This window comes from Fictibacillus barbaricus (assembly GCF_031457135.1).
Classification (GTDB): Bacteria; Bacillota; Bacilli; order Bacillales; family Fictibacillaceae; genus Fictibacillus; species Fictibacillus barbaricus_A.
Window position 1 is genome coordinate 391,975 of the sequence record NZ_JAVDWA010000001.1, and the last position, 19,110, is coordinate 411,084.

Sequence of the window (19,110 nt, forward strand, 5' to 3'; positions counted from 1 at the left end):
ATTTTGTAAAGATTATTGTTGAAACGTTTCGATAAGCACATTATAATTCAAGTTGTAATCGTTTTCAACTGGATAATGTTAAAAAAGTTTTTATTTCAAGGAATTGAGATTAATACCTTGATTTCATTAGGTTTATAGAGGGTTTAACTAAAAGTGAAGGATTTGACATTCATTTTCTTTACACCTTATAATCGCCATGAAATCAATAGAAACGTTTCGATTTATTTTATATTTTAAGGTTTTTTTACAGGAGAATTTTCTATAAGCTTGTTGCTTTGACTTGTTTTTAAAAGCTCTTTTCTAATCCATTGTTTCTTTTGAGTTTGTTTTTCTAAGACATCCTTGAAAAATTGATTGGAGTGCAAGGTGCGAGACTCCTGGGGGAACAGTGGGACAGGTGAGACACTTTAGGTGCAAAGCACGAGGTGGCTCACCGCACGCCCCCCGGAAAGCGAGCATCCTGAAACGGAGATCAACTACTTTCAAAAGCAACATAGGTTACGCAAACTGGATATTAAATAAGAACAATAAATAAAGGAGCGCGGATATTTATGAACAATAATCGCATTGCATCATTAGTTGAAAAAATGACGTTGCACGAAAAAATCGCTCAGCTCATTCAATTAGCTACACCCTTTTATAAAGGAGCAACAAATGGCGGGCAGATTACGGGGCCGATGGCTGAACTTGGTGTTAATGATGAAGATATAGTCAACAGTGGTTCTGTATTAGGAGCATCTGGTGCAAAAGAAGTGAAAAGTATTCAAGAAATGCACTTAAAGGAAAACAGACATGGAATTCCATTGTTAATGATGGCGGATATTGTTCATGGATATAAAACGATTTTCCCGGTTCCGCTCGCAATCGGCTGTTCTTGGGATTTAGAAGCGGCTGAAAAAAGTGCAGAAGTAGCAGCCCGAGAAGCATCTGTCAGCGGTGTTCATGTCACATTTGCACCAATGGTTGACCTCGTTCGTGATCCGCGCTGGGGAAGAGTAATGGAGAGTACGGGAGAAGATCCGTATTTGAACAGTGAGTTTGCAAGAGCATTTGTCCGCGGGTTCCAAGGGGATAACTTAACAGAGGATAAAGACCGCGTTGCCGCTTGTGTAAAACATTTTGCAGCATATGGTGCGGCAGAGGCAGGACGCGATTATAACACGGTTGATATGTCAGAGCGCCAGCTGCGGGAATCCTATCTTCCAGCCTATAAAGCAGCACTTGATGAAGGCTGTGAGATGGTGATGACTTCCTTTAATTCAATAGAAGGCATCCCTGCAACAGGTAACAAGTGGCTGATGCGAGATATCCTTCGAGAAGAGATGGGCTTTAATGGTGTATTGATCTCGGATTGGGGTGCTGTAAAAGAACAAATTCCGCACGGCGTTGTTCGTAACGAAAAAGAGGCCGCTGAAAAATCTATTCAGGCAGGCGTCGATATTGAAATGATGACAGCGTGCTATATCAAAAACTTAGAGACGCTCGTTAAAGAAGGAAAAGTAGAAGAACAAATCATCGATGAAGGCGTTTATCGCATTTTAGAGCTAAAAGAAAAGCTTGGTCTTTTTGAAAATCCTCATCGAGGTGCAGATGAAGAGCGTGAAAAAGAAGTGATTCTAAGTGAATCACATCGAAAAGCAGCATACGATCTTGCAGTGAAATCAACTGTACTTTTAAAAAATGAAGGAGCTCTCCCATTAAATAATCAAAAGAAAATCGCATTAATCGGACCCTTTGCAAAAAGCGGAGACATCTTAGGTGCATGGTCATGGATGGGATCACATGAAGAAGCGGTTAGTTTATATGAAGGTATGCATAAGAAAGTGAGTGCAGAAAACCTTTTAACAGCTAAAGGGTGCGACATTGAAACAGGCTCAGAAGAAATGATGAACGAAGCCATCGCAATCGGTAAAGAAGCTGACATCATCGTATTGGCAATTGGCGAAGAATCAGGCATGAGTGGTGAAGCAAGGTGTCGTGCTGATATTCGTTTACCTGAGATTCAGTTAGAGCTCCTTTCAAAAATGAAACAGCTTGGGAAGCAAGTAGTTGTCGTATTATTTAACGGCCGTCCACTTGATCTAACAGGAATGGAAGGACAGGCAGATGCCATTTTAGAAGCATGGTTCCCTGGGACTGAAGGAGGAAATGCACTAGCAGACCTTTTATTTGGAGACGTGAACCCATCTGGAAAACTTTCGATGTCGTTCCCTTATACACTTGGACAAGTTCCGATCTATTACAACAATTACAATACAGGCCGTCCTAAAAATGCTGCCGTTGATGAATATGTTTCTAAATACTTGGATATCCCGAATGAACCGTTGTATCCGTTCGGTTACGGGTTGAGTTATACAAATTATAAATATAGTGATCTATCTGTCTCATCAAGCGTGATGACACTTGATCAGCCGTTAATAGTTACGGTTAACGTTACAAATACAGGAGAACTCGCTGGTGACGAGGTGGTACAGCTGTATGTGCGTGACATGGTCGGTGAAGTGATCCGTCCTTTAAAAGAATTGAAAGCATTCGAGAAAGTAACATTGACTCCAGGCGAAACAAAAACCATCGAATTCACGCTTTCGGAAGAACAGCTTCGTTATCACCATAGAGATCTTTCTTATACAAGTGATGCGGGTGAATTTACGATTTTTGTCGGTCCGAACAGCCGTGATGTTTCAAGTGCAACATTCGAACTTACTAAATAGAGAAACGGGGAGAAAACGATGACAACCAAGACAAAAGGAAACTTTGAAATAAAATCCGGCGATATTCGTTTTACTTTTTTAAACACGGGTGATATTTTCGAAGCTTCATATAAACGTACGATGATCAACCAATGGCTTAGCAACCCGATCGATGGAGCTCTGAATAATTTATATTTGCGTCTTTTTAAAAAGGATGGGATATCGGTTGCACCACTTTTAGGCATTCATTCAAGCAGCAAAGTTTCACACACAGATCGTCAAGTTTTTTGGCAAGGGACTTTTGAAGAAGTAACTTACAAAGTTACGTTCACACTAACTGATAAAGAGATCTGGTACTGGGATATTGAACTTACAGGATCAAATGTAAAAGCAGATATCATCTATGGACAGGATGTAGGGCTTGCCGACAGAGGTGCGGTCCGTACGAATGAGGCTTATATGGCTCAATATGTTGATCATCGTATTTTTGAAGATGAAAAGTTAGGCTATGTCGTATGTTCTCGTCAAAATCAGCCGAACGGTACAGCTTTCCCTTATTTGCAGCAAGGTTCCCTGACGAAAACAATCGGCTATTCTACAGATGGTTATCAGTTCTTTGGCCGTTCTTACAAAGAGACAGATACACCAGAAGCTCTTTATAAAGAAATCCTTCCGAATGAAGTGTACCAATATGAGTTTGCCTATACGGCACTTCAAACAGAAGCTATAGATCTCGATGGAACGAAGCAGTTTGTATTTTACGGCTGCTTTAAAGAGGATCATGCAGCAGCGGTTACGGATGTTGAATTTACAGATGAAATTCTAACATCATGGAATGAAGTTCAAAAGATTGCAGAAAAAGAAACAAGTATTCTTCCACAAGTGAAACGAAGCGAACAATTTGCAGGAACGTTGAAAACGGCTGATTTTACGAAGGATGAAGTAGATGATTTGTATCCTGACAGAATTTTAGAAGAGTATGAAGGAGACACGTTGTTATCCTTTTTTACTCCAACATACGAGCATATCGTATTAAAAGAAAAAGAAAGAATCGTAGAACGTCCTCACGGGCACATTCTAGTAACAGGAAACAATGTACATCTGAAAGAAGATACCATTACGACGACTTCGTACATGTACGGTCTGTTCAATTCGCAGCTTGTTGTCGGAAACACTTCTTTTCATAAGATGCTGACGAACGCACGTAATGCATTGAATGTGATGAAAACATCTGGGCAGCGCATTTATGTGGAGATCGATGGCGGACTGAAGCTGTTAACGATGCCATCCCTGTTTGAGATGGGCTTTAACTATACACGCTGGTACTACAAAACAGATGGTGAGACGTTCATCATCACGAATTTCACAACGGTAGATACACCGGAAGTTCAGCTTGAACTAAAAACGGAAAGCGGAAACGCGTACCGATTCGTCGTGACGAATCAAGTATCAATGAACAACATGGAATATGAAGTGCCGTTTAAGATGGAAACAAAGGGCGATACGATTACATTCTTTGCAGATGCTTCGTCTGACAGCGGAAAAACATACGAAAAGTTAAGCTACCGTATGAAGGTATCAGGCACATCAATGAAGGTTACGGATGAGACGATCTTCGGTGAAAATATTGAACCCCTATCTGCTTCACTTGTTGTATGTGATTTAGAACCGGTAAGCGAGTGGACGTTGACAGTTCAAGGATTAATCGACGGAAAAGAGATTTCATTTACAGAAAAAGAAGCAGAAGTTGAAATTCAGCGCTACCGTGCGTTCATCGAGAAAACGAACCGCAGCTTCCACCTGTCAAAAGGCGGAAGAGAAACAGAAGAGCTTCAAAAAATGAATGCGCTGGCACATTGGTATACACACAACATGCTGATTCACTATTCTGTGCCACATGGTTTAGAACAATATGGCGGAGCAGCTTGGGGAACACGTGATGTGTGTCAGGGCCCAACAGAGTATTTCTTGGCGACCCAACATTATGATGCTGTAAAAGAAATTTTGCTGACAGTGTATTCTCACCAATACGAAGAGACTGGAAACTGGCCGCAATGGTTCATGTTTGATGAGTATTACAGATTCCAGCAAGAAGAATCTCATGGTGATATCATCGTTTGGCCACTGAAAGCTGTAACGGATTATTTAGCTGCAACAAACGATTACAGCATTTTAGATGAGACGATCCCTTATACAGACCATTCATTTGGTTTTACAGATGAAAAAGCAACATTGCTCGATCATATTCAAAAACAGATCGACTACATGAAAGCGAACTTCCTGCATGACACACACCTTTCTTCCTATGGAGATGGTGACTGGGATGATACGCTGCAGCCAGCTAACCCGCAACTTAAGAAGTTCATGGTTAGTTCATGGACAGTTGCATTAACGTATCAAGTAATGAATCAATTCTCTTCATTGCTGAAAAATGTGCGTGAAGAGAAAGCATCCGAATTAAGCGAGCTAGCGAAAAATATAAAAAATGATTATGAAAAATACATGCTTCAAAATGACGTTATTCCTGGATTTGTATACATGGAAAACGCTAACGAGCCGAAGCTCATGCTCCACCCGACAGATAACACAACTGGCATCAACTATCGTTTATTGCCAATGACACGCAGTATGATTGCAGAGCTTTTGACGCCAGAACAAGCTGAAAAACATTTAGATGTAATCATGGATAAATTTTACTGTCCGGATGGCGTTCGTTTAATGGATAAGCCCGCACACTACAAGGGCGGTGTCAGCACACACTTTAAACGTGCAGAACAGGCATCAAACTTTGGACGCGAGATCGGGCTTCAATACGTTCATGCACATATTCGATTTGTTGAAGCGATGGCGAAATTAGGGAAAACAGATGAAGTTTGGAGCGGACTAGAAAAGATCAATCCGGTTATGATTCAGGATAAAGTTCCAAATGCAGAACGCCGTCAAAGCAACGCTTATTTCAGCAGCTCAGACGGAGATTTCAAAACGCGTTATGAAGCTCAAGAACGCTTTGGGGAACTGAAAAAAGGGGAAGCGAAAGTAAAAGGCGGCTGGCGCATCTATTCTTCTGGGCCAGGAATCTTCATGAATCAACTAATCACGAACTGTTTAGGAATTCGTCCAAATGGCGAGAATCTTATTTTAGACCCGGTGCTGACAGATGATATGGACGGATTAGAATTTCAGTACATGATCAATGAAAAGCCAGTGACGTTTGTTTATCATAAGAAGAATGAAGGAACAACTCGTCTCATCGTAAACGGAAACGAAGTAAACACAACGCCATACAAGAACGTATATCGTAAAGGTGGAGTAATCGTAAACCGTGATGAATTACTCAGCCATCTAAGCGAAGAAAATCATACAGTTGAAATTTATTTCTAAAAAACAGCTTCTTTCTAATTAATATATTTTCATATTTCGATTATTTGCTACTTCTCTTCATCGCTCTGTTGATTGGAGTGGAAGGTGCGAGACTCCTGCGGGACTGGTGGGCAGGAGAGACACTTATACGTGAAACGTACAAATGTGGCTCACCGCCTGCCCCGCGGAAAGCGAGCATCCTGAAACGGAGATAAACTACTTTCAAGAACAACCAAGAATTGCGAAAAGGGTCAAAAAATAAAGCTTGTACCGACTTTTTCTAAAAAAGGTATAATAGAGGAAAACGTTTACAAAGAGAGATAGGAGAGAATTTCGTTGGTAAGTATAAAAGACATTGCGAAAAAAGCAGGTGTTTCCATATCCACGGTCTCCTATGCCTTGAACGGGAGTACGAAAGTAACAAAGGAAACATCTGAGAGAATCATAGCGATTGCAAAAGAACTCGACTATATTCCAAGTGCAGCAGCTCGTTCCTTAAAAAAACGCGAGACGAAAATCATCGGTGTTTATTTAACAGATTATAGCGGTGCATTCTACGGTCAGCTGCTGCAAGGAATGATGGAAACCCTCACTCAGAACGGTTACGAGTTAATAGTGTGCAGCGGAAAAGAATCACACCGCTTTCTGCCTGAACGTATGGTCGACGGGGCGATCATACTTGATGCAACGTACGATACGGAAGAACTTTTAAGCCATGCTGAACGAGGACATAAGCTTGTTGTCATGGATAGAAAAATTGATCATCCGAACATTTCACAAGTATTGCTCGACAACAAAGCTGGTGCCACTTTGGCGATTGACCATTTAGCTGAAAAAGGACATAACAAAGTGTATGTAGTGAAAGGTCCTGAGGAATCGTTTGATGCCCGTCAGCGTCTGGAAGCTGTTCGAAAAGCGGTGCAGCGCTATTCTCACATCGAATACATCGAGCTTGACGGAGATTTTAATAAACCATCAGGTGAAACAGCAGCAAAGAAAATTCATGATGAATTTTCAGGGCCAGTCGGTGTATTTTGCTTGAACGATGAAATGGCGATTGGTATGTTCAACTATTTCAGCGGCAAAAAACTGAAGATTGGTAAGGATGTTCATGTGATCGGTTTCGATAATATCGAAACAGCTCAATATATTCATCCCCGCCTAGCAACCATTAACTACTCGAAGTTTAAATGGGGTGCATTAGCCTCAGAACTTTTATTGAAACTAATCAAAAATCAAGAAATTGATCACGAACGAATCAACGTTAGCCTTGTAGAAGGTGATTCGGTAGGAAAACGATAAAAGGAAGCCGGCTCAGATGAGATGAGCCGGTTTTTTCATTGTGAATAAGGATTGAGGTTCTCTTCTGAAGAAGGAAATAATTAAGGTAAAGAGAAATAGATAATGATTTATAATCTGATTAATTGAACATAAAGAAAAAAGGTGAAATCATGAATGTATCTGTTTTAGGATGTGGACGTTGGGGAACGTTCATCGCTTGGTATGTGAATAAAGCCGGGCACGACGTTACGTTATGGGGAAGACAAGGTTCAAAAAATCTTCAAGTATTAATGGACAGCAGAAAAAATGATTATTTGACATTACCGGATGAAATCGAATTGAGTCACTCATTAGAAAACGCTGTGACATCGGCTGAAGTGATTATCATTTCGATTAGTGCTCAGCAGCTCCGTTCATTTGCGAAACAACTCAGTCAATTGAATGAAATAGAAGGTAAAACTTTCATCTTGTGCATGAAAGGGTTAGAGGCAGATAGCGGTAAGAGGCTGACTCAAGTGTTTTCTGAAGAGCTCGGTAAAAGTACAAATGTTGCCGTTTGGGTAGGACCAGGTCACGTACAGGATTTTGTCAATCATATCCCGAACTGCATGGTAATTAGCTCAGAGAATATCGAAATCACGAAAAAAATTGTACAAGCCTTCAACAGTGATTTAATCCGGTTTTATTATGGACAGGACTTGATTGGAAACGAAATAGGAGCTGCCACAAAGAACGTAATGGGTATTGCAGCCGGTATGCTTGATGGATTGAATTATAGCAGTTTGAAAGGTTCGCTGATGGCTAGGGGAACAAGGGAAATCTCACGTCTCGTCAGGGCGATGGGCGGTAATGATCTGACGATTTATGGATTAAGCCATCTGGGAGATTACGAGGCAACATTGTTCTCGCTGCACAGCCATAACCGCAAGTTTGGCCAGATGTTTGTACAAGGTGAGGACTTTGGAAAACTGGCTGAAGGCGTTTCGACGGTTAAGGCATTAAAAGAGCTCTCTGCTCAATATCACGTAGAACTTCCGATCAGTGATGCCATCTATGAAATCTTATTCGAGAATAAAGATGCAAAAAAAACATTGGAAGATTTGATTTTAAGACCCGTTAAGTTTGAGTTTTAATCCGTAAAGTATTGTAAAGAAGATAACGTACTTTATATCCCTGGAGTTTTGACACCTACAGAAGTGGTAATGGCGTACAACCACGGACTTACCCTTTTAAAACTTTTCCCGAGTAACCTGTTCGGTCCTTCTTATTTAAAAGGACTTCGAGATCCTTTCCCTGAGGTGGAATTCATACCAACTGGCGGAATTTCAGACCAAAATGCGAAGAGTTGGCTCGAAGCAGGTGCCTTCGCGATTGGACTTGGCGGCAATCTGACAAAAGGGACGACGGAAGAAATCAGAAACACGGTATTCAGGTTAAAAAGATCGATAAAGTAAATCAGAAAGCGGACTCCATATGATACGGAGTCCGTTTTTTTGTTTTGAGATAGAAATAGTATCGCAATACGAGAAATACGAGCGGAAGATGAAAAATACGAGCGATATAAGAGAAATACAAGCGGTTTATAGAAACTACGAGCGATATATATGAAATACGAGCGAAACGGCACTTATTGCTCCAGTAATTTAAGCAATTTATGAAGGGGCATTCTTCAGGTGCTCCAGTAAAATAATAATGAAACTTACATGATATGTTGTACGAAATGAGGCGCTAAAATATGAATTTAAAACAAAAGCTGAACTTTCATCCGCTCGCATGGGGCGTTATATTTGGTACGTTCTTATCACGTGCTGGTTTCTTTATGAACTTGCCGTTTCTTGGTATTTACTTGTATGAAGTGAAAGGGGTTGATCCGGCAACTACTGGTGCAATTCTTGCTGTCAGTTTTTTTGTCAGTACGTTTATGAGTTTCTTTGGAGGAGCTCTTTCTGACAAGCTGGGCAGAATATCGGTCATGTTTGCATCCATGTTGCTTTGGGGATTCGTATTTGTTGGCTTTGCGATTGCGGATCAAATTGTTACATTTTTTCTTTTAAATGCGTTGAACGGATTGTGCCGGTCGGTTTTTGAGCCATCTGCCCGAGCATTGTTGGTTGATGTTACGCCAGATGATAATCGGATAGCAGTATTTAATGCACGCTATTATGCCATTAATTTAGGAGGCGCGATTGGACCATTGGTTGGCCTTTCTTTAGGGGCTTCAAAAAATCCACTGCCGTTTTTGATCAGTGCGGGTATTTATTTTATCTATGCGCTCATTATTTTGTATTGGCATTTTAAATACAAAAATAAAGGGCAACAAGAAAATAATTTGAACGCAGTCTCTGTTATTGAAAGCTTGAGAATCATTGCAGGAGATAAGGTATTTCGATACTTTTTAATTGGGAATATTTTTGTAACAGGTGCGTACTCACATTTAGATACGACTCTCTCTCAGTATCTTGGGACAGTGGATGTTTCTGCCTATTCCGTTCTTTTCATTTCAAACACCGTATTCATTCTGCTTTTTCAGTTTCCGATTATGAAATTGATGAAGAAATATAGCTATTTAACAGCCTTAAAAGCGGGATGCATTCTATTTGGTTTAGGCTTGTTCGGTTTTGGCTTATCGAAATCTATACCGGTCCTTCTTTTATCAATGTTCCTTTTTACAGCTGGTGAGATTTTATGCTTTATTATCGGGGATGTGCTAATCAGTGATATCGCGCCAAATCATTTGCGTGGCGCTTATTATGGGGCAGCAGGTCTGCAGTTTATCGGTCAAGGCGGCAGTGCTTGGTTAGGCGGGATATTATTGAGCTCGCTCGGATTTGGTCAAGGAGTGATCATCTTTGCCATTTTAGGTGGTCTGGCTGTGAGCGCGTTTCCGTTCTTCAAATTCGGTGAAATCTTATTAACAAAAAAGAAGGAAATTTTTACAGCAGATGCGGATGAATATTCTGTAAGTTAAGTATATGATGAGGAGGAAAGGATTTTTATGAAAAGAGGGATTGCGAATGAGGTCATTAAATTTAAAACTGCAGAACAGCAAATTGATGATCACCCAATTACCGCCACAGTCTTCCGATCCCATCGAACACGATCACGGTGACGACTATCAAATTTCAATTCCTCTTTCAGGAACTCCTTTTATTGATTTGAATCAAAAGACGAATCTGCTTAGCCCAACTTTGAGAACAATCACTTCTCCAGGTGAAAAACACCTCCATTTTACAGCAGATACAGAAAGCAAGATTTTATTAATCAACCTGAATAAACATTTTGTCGATGAAGTGGTTTCTTCCAAATTCAAAAATGAAATAACAGATATCGTTTTTAACAGGGTCGAAACAGGATCATCTGAAAAGTTTATCAAGATTGCAGATGAGCTAATCAGGAAAAGCTTATTGCTGCCGGAGGATGATATAACGATTGCAGAACTAGAATGGCAGCTTGCCGAAACCTTGCTGACCCTGCAAACGAGTTCATACAGTGATAAATGGAAAAAAGAAGTGGTGTTGAACCATCATCCTGTCATTAAAAACCTGACAGCTTATATTTACGAAAATTCAGCACTTCCTATTTCGCTAGAGGACTTATCCAAAGAAACGAACATGAGTAAGTATTATTTAATACGCACCTTTAAAGAAGTGATGGGAATAACGCCTGGACAATTCATCATCCAAGTACGATTGGAAAAAGCGGTTGAGCTGTTAAAAAATACAAACACCGACATCACAACGGCTGGATTTCAAGTGGGCTTCGGAAGCTTGAGTACCTTTGAACGCACATTTAGAAAACGGTTTGGTATGTCGATCTCTGACTATCGAAAAAATTATCTGCTCAATACAAAAAAATAATAGTCCGCATCCTCGTAGGCAGAATACAATTCAACGAATGGGGAAACCGAGTAAAAAAAGACAAGCATTACAACGGCAAAAAGGATCAGTTTCGCATCTCTTAGACTTACTTTCTTCTTCTTTAAAAAGATTTTGACGAGCGGAACTGCGATGATTAAATAAAAGAAAGAGATAAGGATATCTATGTAATATCGATGAATGTTATCTACTGCACTTTTGAACCTGTCCAGCTCTTCACGGTTATCTTTGTTTTCAGAGATCGTACTTGTTATGTAATGCTGACGGATTTTCCAAGTAAACGAATCTTGTGTTTTAATTAACTTGTATTCGTACCCCCAGGTTTTTTCTTCTGCTATCACTTTTGAAGATGCTGATACACTCGAAGTATGAATGAGAAAAAAGAATAGAACAAAAAGCAAAAGAAAACGATTGTACCTCACACAACCAAGCCTCCTTTGTGAAAATATAGAATGGTGGGACTCATCTTGAATATAAAAACGGAAGAGAACATTATCCAATTAATCAAAAATGATCCGTGGATGATGGAAATATTGAAAGCAGCAAAAACGCTTAATCTGCCCGACTGGTGGGTATGTGCGGGATTCGTGCGCTCAAAAATTTGGGATACACTGCATGGCTTTGAAAAAAGGACGCCGCTGGCTGATATTGACGTCGTTTATTTTGATCCAATGAATACGGAAACAGGTGTCGAAAAAGAATACGAGAAACAACTTTTGGAGAGAAATCCAAACCTTCCGTGGTCTGTTAAGAACCAAGCAAGAATGCACATAGTAAACGGGTTTGAACCTTATGAATCTGCAGTAGATGCGATTTCGAAATTTCCTGAAACGGTAACTGCATTAGGTGTGAAACTTGATGGAGATAACGAGGTGATTTTAGCCGCACCTTGTGGCATTGAGGACGCCATCAACATGGAAGTGTGGCCAACAACGCTGTTTTCTGAGGTGAACATACATAAAAACAAATACAAGTCCCGGATCCTGAACAAAAATTGGCAGCAAACATGGCCAAAAGTGAAGATTAATGGGTTGTAGGATCGTTAATTCTTACAGTGTGATAGGCGATTTTTAGCGTTAAGTTCAATTTTTGTCGGTTGATGTCGACTCGGGAGTATATTGTATTTATTCGTGAGATTCTGCTCAAAATCCGTGAGAATATATTCCGAATCCGTGAGATTAATTCCAAAACCCGTGAGATTATCCAATGAGAGTGCTCAAAAAGAAAACGAGACTGCCAACCAAACAGGGTGCAGCCTCGTTTTCTGCTATAAATCAAGGCTGAAGCTCTCAATTCGCCAGTTTCTGCTTCAAATTTTCTTTAATTTTCGGCCATTCGTCATTAATAATGGAGTAAAGGACTGAGTTTCTTACATAACCACTCGAAATTACTTTATGTTTTCTTAATATCCCTTCTTTACTTGCCCCTAAACGTTCAATAGCAGTTTGCGAGCGTATATTCCGTTCGTCTGTCTGGAATTGAACACGGTTAAAGCCCAGCGTTTCAAAACAGTACTCAAGCAGCAGCAGTTTGCAAGTGGTGTTTACAAAAGTACGCTGATAATCTGCTCCATACCAAGTAAATCCGATTTCGCATGATTTATTATTGAAGTTGAAATCATACAATCTTGTTGTGCCAATAACCTTCCCAGAATTTTTAAGTGTCACAACGAACGGTAGAGCTGACCCTTCATTTTTAGTCTGTACAGCTGCATGGACCAGACTTTCCATCGCCTCAATCGTTTCATTCCGGCTTGTCATAAAGTCCCAAATTCCAGGACTTTGTACTTGAAATAATCCTTCAGCATGCACCAGCTCCATCGGAACAAGAGCGATTCTGTAGTCGGAGAGAGTCGGCGGGTTAGTAAAAATGTTGTTCAAAAGTATTCCTCCAATTATTTTTGTTAATTACTCTAGTCTTTTGGACTCTTCATATAAAATAAATCCTAGCCAAAATCCGATTGAAAATGGAACGCTGAAACCGAAAATAGCATATCCACTAAAAGCACATCACATGGCTAAATTCTATCACATCGTATAGGAAAGCGATTACAAAATATTAGGAAAAATAAATTCAAAAAAAACTTTTGACTGACCGGTCATTTATGACTTATAATGACATATGTTAAGTGTGACTGTCTGGTCAGTAGGAGTTGAGAGAGTGGAGAAAGTGAAAAAAGATAAACGAGTTGAAATTATAGAGAAGGCGATCGAGATGTTTGCAGAGAAAGGATACCATGCAACATCTGTCCAAGAAATCGCTAAAGCACTAAGTATTTCTAAGGGTGGCTTTTATACGTATTTTCCATCAAAAGATGATTTGATTATAGAAATTTTTCACTATTACAGCGAAAAAATGAGATCAGGTATGAAGCAAGTAAGTGAAGATCATCCGCCGAAGAAGCGGATGGAGATGCAGCTTAAAGTACAGATTGAAAATTACATTGCTCATAAACCTTTCATGCAGATGCATTTTCGTGAACAAAATGCTTCCATCATTAAAGGAATCCAAGTCTTTATCAGGAAAAACTTTTTTGAACTGTCCAAATGGTATGAAAGTCATTTAATGCAGATTTACGGACCCAAAATTGAGCCGTACTTAAGTGATGTTATAACAATCTGTGAAGGAATAAAACAGTCATTCATTCGGGCGTTTATGTTTATCGAAGATCCAGTTGATATTGAAAGCTTCTCATTATATCTCATGGAACGATACGATAATGTCATCCAAGGTCTGATCCATACGGATATGAATCCTGTGTTAGATAAAAAGAAAATGGATGAGAAGCTGAGACCATGGTCAGAAAAAGAAAGCAAAGAGGAAGTTGCGAAGGATATACTTAACCTTATTAAAGAACAAATAGAGCAAGAACCTCTTGAAGAGAATCAAAGGGAAGATTTCATACAAGTCATTGAATTCATTCTGCAAGAAATAAAAAAAGACCAGCCGCAAAAAATGGTTATTCAAGGAATGCTCGCCAATTTAAGAGGCGTTAACAACATAGAAAAAGAGCGGGAACGATTCGCTGAATTAATGAACGTTCAGCTGCTATAAGGAGAATGAATATGGAAACACAACAAAATACATTAAACACAAAGCTGATATTAGCTGGCTTGATTATCGGGATGTTCTTCAGTGCGCTCGAACAAACGATAGTCGGTACAGCCATGCCAACAATTATTGGAGATCTTAACGGTTTCTCCATCTTTGCTTGGGTAACAACAGCCTATCTGATCACTTCAACAACCGTTGTGCCGATCGTTGGTAAACTATCCGACTTATACGGCAGACGAAAGCTTTATTTACTTGGTAACTTGATCTTTATTACAGGATCAGCACTTTGTGGAACAGCAACGTCAATGGAACAACTTATCATCTACCGAGGAATTCAAGGAATTGGCGGAGGTATGATCATGCCTCTATCTCAAACGATCATTGGTGATATTTTCACAGCAGAGCAGCGTGCAAAATGGCAAGGTGTTTTTGGTGCTATTTACGGATTAAGTTCTGTAATCGGACCGTTTATCGGTGGATTGATGGTTGATAACATCAGCTGGCACTCTATCTTTTATGTAAACGTTCCTTTTGGCTTGATCTCTACAGCTATGATCGTAATGGGAATGAAAAACGAAACAATTAGACGCGAAGGTAAAGTAAATATCGATTTCCTTGGCATTCTAACCTTCGTACCAGCGGTTGTATTGTTACTTTTAGGCCTTACATTTGGCGGAGATAAATTTGAATGGCAATCAACAGAAAGCTATTTATTATTTGGCGGTTTCATCGTTTTACTAGGGTTGTTCCTATTCATTGAAAAACGTGCAGCTGAACCCATTCTTAATCTGTCCTTGTTTAAAAACAGGGTATTTGCAACAACAAATGTACTGGGCTTTTTATTAGGACTTGGGATGTTTGGTGCAATCATGTTCGTTCCCATGTACATGCAAGGGATTTTAGGAGTTAGCCCGACAAAAGCGGGATCTACGATGACACCGATGATGGTTTCACTGATTCTTGCTAGTATTATCGGCGGACGATTACTGCTGAAATTCCGATTTAGAACGGTTTTAACGGCTGGGATGATTATAACTGGAATCGGATTTTTCTTGATGAGCACGATGGGTGTAGATTCAAAAGAATTTACTGCTTATGCGTACATGGTTGTTTTAGGATTTGGAATGGGTCTTGTTATGCCGACATTAATGATCGCTATCCAAAATGAATTTCCAAAAAGCCGCCTAGGTGAAGTTACATCTGCTTCTACTTTCTTCCGTTCAATCGGAGGAACAATCGGTATTACGATTTTGAACGCGGTTATGAATCATTCTCTAACAAATAAAATTGGAGATGCAGCAAGCAGTGAATCCAACCCGATCTTGGCAAAAGCATTAACAGAGATCGGAAAGAAAACGGATGCGATGTTTGGAATTTTGCTTAAACCTAACTTATTGCCAATGCCTGAAGCATTAAAAACTCCAGTTATCCATACAATCAAAGAAGTATGGTCATCTTCATTCTCAAATGTGTTCTACACAGGACTAATCTTTATCGGAATTGGTATTATCGTTGCTTTATCGGTAGGGAACAGCAGAATAGTAAAAGTAAAACCAGAAGAAACACAAAAAGAAGAGCATATGGCTCCCAAAACATTAGCAACTGAATAAGAAAAAGACCAAAAAGGACTGTGAAAAGCCTTTTTGGTCTTTTTTATAGAGGTGGTACGGTGTGCAACAAGGTGTTCTGCAACATCATTTAAGCATAATCCACCGGGTTTCGGACGTAATCTCCCGAGTTTTAACAATAATCCACCGAGAATCAACGATAATCCACCGAGCTTTTATCATATACTCCCGAGTCGACATTATTCGACAATCGAAAAGAATTCAAACTTCATAGGCAATACATGACTAATCAAAGGTAATCATTCCTTTGAAGTCAGATTCATCATTTGTTTTTATTCACCATCATATCCAATAATACTTGATCAGTCGTTCGGGATGTTTCGTTTCCTAATCGGCAGAAGTTTTCGATCGTCTTCTCAACATCTTCTTCAATAAAACCGTTCGTTGAAGGAATACATAATCCTTGGGAGGCGAGAAGTGCAGATTGAACTGCTGCACTCGAACAAGTAGCTACTTTCATCGCACATCCAGCTTTTGCCCCGTCACACACCATGCCGCTCACATTGCCTAATGTATTTTGGATGGCTGATTTTATTTTAAAAAGATCATCATCTAACAAATAGGTTATTGCTGCTGAAGCACTTGCCCCTGCTACTGTTACTCCGCAAAGTGCCGACAAGCGGCCGAACTTTGATTTCATGTAGATGGATAGAAGATGGCTAAGTGTGACAGCTCTGAGCATCTTTTCTTCATCTGCACCGATTTTTTCTGCTGCAGCTACAACCGGCATTGTTACAGCAATCCCTTGATTCCCGCTTCCGGAATTCGCCATGACGGGCATTGTCGAACCTGCCATTCGTGCATCGGAACCCGCAGCTGAAAAAGCCATCGAATACGTTGCAAGATCATTAGAAAGAAAGCCTTTTTGTGTTTGTTCATAGAGTGTCTTTCCGACTTTTAAACCATAATCGTTAGACAAGCCTTCTTCACAAATAGCCCGGTTCAATGAAACACTTTTTTTAACGAGATCTAATCTGTGAATAGGAACACTTGTAATGAATGAGTATATGTCGTCCACTGAGAGCTCAGGGAATTTTTCTAATGTATTATTTGCTGATAAATGTGCATCAGATTGATCTAACAAAATTTCATCCATATATGAAATGTAGCTGATATTTGTATGTTCGCCTGAGATTACAACTTTTACAGTTTCAGATGCAGACTTCAGTTCCACCTCGATATAAAGCTTTTCTGGTGTATCAGCAGTCTTGACGGTGACAAGTCTTTCGCGTACGATTTGAATCGCTCTTTCTTCGTCAGTCTTTGTGACGCCTTCTAGTACCTGAAGTTTTTTAGAAGGATCACCGGCGATCACACCAAGAGCAGCGGTAAAATCAATACCTGTAAAACTCATGCCTGGAATGCCAACTGATAAAGCATTCTTGATTACATTACCGCTTGCGCTGACTGAAATACTCGTAATTTTTTCTTTTATATACATTTTGGCAGTAGCTGCTGCAAGTGCAATGGCAACTGGCTCTGTACATCCTAAAGCGACAACAAGTTCTTTTTCAAGCAGGCTGAAAATCTTCTCCATAAATCTTCACTCCCTCCAAATCTATTCTCTTCTATAAACATAACGGTTTGAGAGAGAAAAAGGAAAGAGGAAATATTTATGATTTACTTAACTTTAGAATTTTTTTATTGAGCCCGATGAATTAGATGATCTTACTGCATAAGGATAGATTGGGTCTCTTAGCTGAAACTCATAAGTACGGCCATCAACGATTCCGACTACGTGCTCGCTGTCATAAAGATCGAGCATAAATCCAGCCATCTCTTTTGCCGTATGGAATTTTGGCACCGTTCCTTCGTATTTGAAATCATCAAGATCAAAAGAACGCTGAGCAAATTCTGTTTCTGTAGCAGCTGGAGCTAGAACTTTTGCTTTCATTTTTGCTTCTTTTCCTTTTAATTCGTAGGCAAGTCCTTCAGTAAAAGCACTCACATAAAATTTTGTCGCACAGTACGTTACAGCATTTTCAACGATCGTATAACCGCCCCCAGAAGAGACGTTGATAAGCTGTGCACCTTCAACATTCGAATAGTCCCGAGCGTAGAGAGAGGATAGGATCGTCAGAGCTTCAATATTTAGATGCAGCATTGATTCAATCTTTGTTAATTTGTGTTCTGCAACAGGATCGAAATTTCCGAAACCAGCATTATTAATCCATGTTTCGATTTCGAACTGCTGAAGATCTTCATATAATTTATAAGCATTTTCCGGCATAGAAAGATCCGTTGTTCGAATGACTACCTCAATGTTTTGGTTCATTTTAGCGATTTCGAACTTTAATTCCTCTAACTTTTCTTTTCTGCGAGCAATGATAATGACGTTTTTCCCTCGAGATGCAAAAGCAAGTGCACTTTCATAACCGATTCCTGAGCTTGCGCCTGTGATAACTGTATATTTCATAATACTTCCTCCTTAGAATGGAATGTAGAATTTCATGATTTAAACTATAATGAGTATGATAGAGGTTAGAGTGTACTCTAAGTCAAATGTTATTTATCAATTTTTTTAAAAGGCTCCTTTTAAGGCTTTTTTCTATAAAATTATTGTTTTAGGGGATTTGTAATGCTTCAAATGCAAGGTTGACCGGAGTGGAAGGTGCAAGACTCCAGCGGGATCAGTGTGACAGGTGAGACCATTCTATGTCGCAAGGCGACGAGTGGGCTCACCGCGCACCCCGCGGCAAGCGAGCATCCTAAAACGGAGGTCAACTCCTCCCAGTAACAACAATGAATGCGCAATCAGCTTAAAAATTTTTACAGGATGTGAGGCAAACATGTACAGTATAAGCGAAGTATCTAAAACACTGGGAGTAACCACCCATACGCTGCGTTATTATGAAAAAGAAAAAATCATTGATCCGAAACGAGATGAAAATCGTATTCGATCCTACTCAGATGAAGATGTGAAGTGGCTCCGTTTTGTTATGAAATTAAAACAAACCCAAATGCCGATAGCACAAATCAGAGAATATGCTCGGCTGTTCATAGAAGGAGAGCATACAGTTGGATCGCGATTGAAGCTTTTAGAAAATCATCGGAAAGCCATTCATGATCAAATCAAAACATTAAAAGCGACAGAGGAAATGCTTGATTACAAAATTGGAGCGTACAAAGAGTTCATAGAAAATCGTTAAAGCCATCCTGTTCAGGGTGGCTTTTTTAAAAAGTTACGCATTGAAATCAATAAAATTAATATCAACTTTAATA

General features: G+C 39.7%; 14 protein-coding genes and 1 pseudogene. 11 read left to right on the plus strand and 4 right to left on the minus strand.

Annotated features, from left to right (window positions below):
* Positions 1-551 precede the first annotated feature (551 nt).
* The 7 genes and pseudogenes from bglX to J2X07_RS02115 all read left to right on the plus strand — a co-directional run bounded on the left by bglX (position 552) and on the right by J2X07_RS02115 (position 11,188).
* Positions 552-2,711, plus strand: a complete 2,160-nt coding sequence (gene bglX, locus J2X07_RS02085; RefSeq protein WP_310256022.1) for a beta-glucosidase BglX — start codon at positions 552-554, stop codon at positions 2,709-2,711.
* An 18-nt stretch (positions 2,712-2,729) separates the two neighbouring features.
* Positions 2,730-6,071: a GH36-type glycosyl hydrolase domain-containing protein gene (locus J2X07_RS02090; RefSeq protein WP_310256023.1), complete on the plus strand. Its 3,342-nt coding sequence runs from the start codon at positions 2,730-2,732 to the stop codon at positions 6,069-6,071.
* A 315-nt stretch (positions 6,072-6,386) separates the two neighbouring features.
* Positions 6,387-7,352 carry a LacI family DNA-binding transcriptional regulator gene (locus J2X07_RS02095; protein WP_310256024.1) on the plus strand — a complete coding sequence of 322 codons (966 nt, stop codon included), beginning with the start codon at positions 6,387-6,389 and terminating at the stop codon, positions 7,350-7,352.
* Positions 7,353-7,501: 149 nt separating this feature from the next.
* Positions 7,502-8,464, plus strand: coding sequence for an NAD(P)H-dependent glycerol-3-phosphate dehydrogenase (locus tag J2X07_RS02100; RefSeq protein WP_310256025.1), 963 nt, complete (start codon positions 7,502-7,504; stop codon positions 8,462-8,464).
* Positions 8,465-8,479: 15 nt separating this feature from the next.
* Positions 8,480-8,785: pseudogene (locus J2X07_RS02105) on the plus strand (bifunctional 4-hydroxy-2-oxoglutarate aldolase/2-dehydro-3-deoxy-phosphogluconate aldolase); the annotation flags it as partial.
* Positions 8,786-9,066: 281 nt separating this feature from the next.
* A complete protein-coding gene (locus J2X07_RS02110) occupies positions 9,067-10,299 on the plus strand; it encodes an MDR family MFS transporter (protein WP_310256026.1) in 1,233 nt (410 codons plus the stop codon).
* Positions 10,300-10,345: 46 nt separating this feature from the next.
* Positions 10,346-11,188: a helix-turn-helix transcriptional regulator gene (locus tag J2X07_RS02115; protein WP_310256027.1), complete on the plus strand. Its 843-nt coding sequence runs from the start codon at positions 10,346-10,348 to the stop codon at positions 11,186-11,188.
* Here the strand turns inward: J2X07_RS02115 and J2X07_RS02120 are convergent.
* Positions 11,164-11,628: a hypothetical protein gene (locus J2X07_RS02120; protein ID WP_310256028.1), complete on the minus strand. Its 465-nt coding sequence runs from the start codon at positions 11,626-11,628 to the stop codon at positions 11,164-11,166. The genes J2X07_RS02115 and J2X07_RS02120 overlap by 25 nt on opposite strands.
* A 45-nt stretch (positions 11,629-11,673) precedes the next feature.
* On the opposite strand from J2X07_RS02120, the gene J2X07_RS02125 reads away from it, so the two are divergent.
* Positions 11,674-12,243, plus strand: a complete 570-nt coding sequence (locus tag J2X07_RS02125) for a nucleotidyltransferase family protein (RefSeq protein ID WP_310256030.1) — start codon at positions 11,674-11,676, stop codon at positions 12,241-12,243.
* A gap of 252 nt (positions 12,244-12,495) precedes the next feature.
* Here the strand turns inward: J2X07_RS02125 and J2X07_RS02130 are convergent, their stop codons facing one another.
* A complete protein-coding gene (locus J2X07_RS02130; RefSeq protein ID WP_310256031.1) occupies positions 12,496-13,086 on the minus strand; it encodes a GNAT family N-acetyltransferase in 591 nt (196 codons plus the stop codon).
* Positions 13,087-13,366: 280 nt separating this feature from the next.
* Here J2X07_RS02130 and J2X07_RS02135 point away from each other — a divergent pair, with 280 nt between their 5' ends.
* Together J2X07_RS02135 and J2X07_RS02140 are read left to right on the plus strand one after the other, a co-directional pair.
* Complete coding sequence (locus J2X07_RS02135) at positions 13,367-14,260, plus strand: TetR/AcrR family transcriptional regulator (RefSeq protein ID WP_310256032.1); 894 nt, start codon at positions 13,367-13,369, stop codon at positions 14,258-14,260.
* 5 nt (positions 14,261-14,265) lie between these two features.
* Positions 14,266-15,870 (plus strand): MDR family MFS transporter, encoded by a 1,605-nt coding sequence (locus tag J2X07_RS02140; protein WP_396193557.1) that lies wholly within the window; start codon positions 14,266-14,268, stop codon positions 15,868-15,870.
* A gap of 280 nt (positions 15,871-16,150) precedes the next feature.
* Here the strand turns inward: J2X07_RS02140 and J2X07_RS02145 are convergent, their stop codons facing one another.
* Positions 16,151-17,425 carry a serine dehydratase subunit alpha family protein gene (locus J2X07_RS02145; RefSeq protein WP_310256034.1) on the minus strand — a complete coding sequence of 425 codons (1,275 nt, stop codon included), beginning with the start codon at positions 17,423-17,425 and terminating at the stop codon, positions 16,151-16,153.
* Positions 17,426-17,518: 93 nt separating this feature from the next.
* Positions 17,519-18,304, minus strand: coding sequence for an SDR family NAD(P)-dependent oxidoreductase (locus tag J2X07_RS02150; RefSeq protein ID WP_310256035.1), 786 nt, complete (start codon positions 18,302-18,304; stop codon positions 17,519-17,521).
* A gap of 373 nt (positions 18,305-18,677) precedes the next feature.
* On the opposite strand from J2X07_RS02150, the gene J2X07_RS02155 reads away from it, so the two are divergent.
* Positions 18,678-19,037, plus strand: coding sequence for a MerR family transcriptional regulator (locus tag J2X07_RS02155; RefSeq protein WP_310256036.1), 360 nt, complete (start codon positions 18,678-18,680; stop codon positions 19,035-19,037).
* Positions 19,038-19,110 lie beyond the last annotated feature (73 nt).

Bases quoted from the DNA above. Each gene is read 5' to 3' on its own strand.
- bglX (WP_310256022.1), top strand. From the start codon at position 552: ATGAACAATAATCGCATTGCATCATTAGTTGAAAAAATGACGTTGCAC.
- J2X07_RS02090 (WP_310256023.1), top strand. From the start codon at position 2,730: ATGACAACCAAGACAAAAGGAAACTTTGAAATAAAATCCGGCGATATT.
- J2X07_RS02100 (WP_310256025.1), top strand. From the start codon at position 7,502: ATGAATGTATCTGTTTTAGGATGTGGACGTTGGGGAACGTTCATCGCT.
- J2X07_RS02110 (WP_310256026.1), top strand. From the start codon at position 9,067: ATGAATTTAAAACAAAAGCTGAACTTTCATCCGCTCGCATGGGGCGTT.
- J2X07_RS02115 (WP_310256027.1), top strand. From the start codon at position 10,346: ATGAGGTCATTAAATTTAAAACTGCAGAACAGCAAATTGATGATCACC.
- J2X07_RS02140 (WP_396193557.1), top strand. From the start codon at position 14,266: ATGAATATGGAAACACAACAAAATACATTAAACACAAAGCTGATATTA.
- J2X07_RS02145 (WP_310256034.1), bottom strand. From the start codon at position 17,425: ATGGAGAAGATTTTCAGCCTGCTTGAAAAAGAACTTGTTGTCGCTTTA.
- J2X07_RS02150 (WP_310256035.1), bottom strand. From the start codon at position 18,304: ATGAAATATACAGTTATCACAGGCGCAAGCTCAGGAATCGGTTATGAA.
- J2X07_RS02155 (WP_310256036.1), top strand. From the start codon at position 18,678: ATGTACAGTATAAGCGAAGTATCTAAAACACTGGGAGTAACCACCCAT.